At 68.5% G+C, this 1,015-nt stretch carries 1 protein-coding gene; it reads left to right on the forward strand.

Annotated features, from left to right (window positions below):
- Window positions 1-395 precede the first annotated feature (395 nt).
- Window positions 396-845 (forward strand): PTS glucose transporter subunit IIA, encoded by a 450-nt coding sequence (locus tag ACH4B3_RS34335; protein WP_398469733.1) that lies wholly within the window; start codon window positions 396-398, stop codon window positions 843-845.
- The last annotated feature ends 170 nt before the right edge of the window (window positions 846-1,015 follow it).

Genomic DNA, 1,015 nt, shown 5'->3' on the forward strand with positions numbered 1-1,015 from the left:
TGACTTTTGGCACGCTGTTGAGTTCTCAAGGAACGGACGCTTCCTTCGTACTCACCCTCTCGGGCTTTCCTCCGGGCGCTTCCCTTCGGTGTTTCACACTCTATCAGGCTCTTTCCTGTTCTCTTACCGCCGACTTTCTGCAAGCATGCAGAAAAGCGATCCAAGATCGGGATCAAGTTCTGAAGGAGTGCCGCCCCGGCGTGTTCACTCGCAGCCATTCAGTCCGCGGTGTCTCGTCCGGAGCAGGAGTACGACAGTACAGCGCTGCCGGAGTGGAGGCAAATCGACCCGGACCGCTCTCGGCCGCCGCCTGCCGGTCGCGCTCGCACGGACGCGTCAGTTCCTTTGGCCTAGGCTTCTGAGCAGTCGGATCTCCACCTCCCCGGAGGTTTCCCATGACCACCGTGACCTCCCCCGTCGCCGGCCGTGCGATCAGCCTCGCGGCGGTTCCCGACCCGGTGTTCTCCGGCGGGATGATCGGTCCCGGGACGGCGGTCGATCCGCCACGGGAGCCCTCGGTCGCGATCTCCCCGGTCGACGGCGTCGTGGTGTCCCTCCATCCGCACGCGTTCGTCGTGGTGGACGGCGAGGGCCATGGCGTCCTCACCCATCTGGGCATCGACACGGTCCAGCTGAACGGTGCGGGGTCCGAGCTGCTGGTCGGCAAGGGGGACACCGTGCGGCGCGGCGACGGGATCGTGCGCTGGGACCCCGCGAGGGTCGAGGTCGCGGGCAAGTCGCCGGTCTGCCCGGTGGTCGCGCTGGAGGCCGGTACCGAAGACCTGGGCGGCCTGCGCGAGGACGGGGAGCTGAGCCCCGGTGACACCCTCTTCACCTGGCGGTGACGGCGCACCGCCCGCGGCACCGACGACAACCATCGCGGCGGAGCGGGTCCGCCGCACCGACCGGAGACAGGGGCCATGGAGACAACGCTGCGGGGCGTCGGTGTGAGCCACGGGGTGGCGATCGGCGAGGTCCGTCACATGGGCACGGCCGTGCTGGAGCCGCCGGCGAA

The sequence above is a fragment of the Streptomyces sp. NPDC018031 genome (genome assembly GCF_044327625.1).
Classification (GTDB): Bacteria; Actinomycetota; Actinomycetes; order Streptomycetales; family Streptomycetaceae; genus Streptomyces.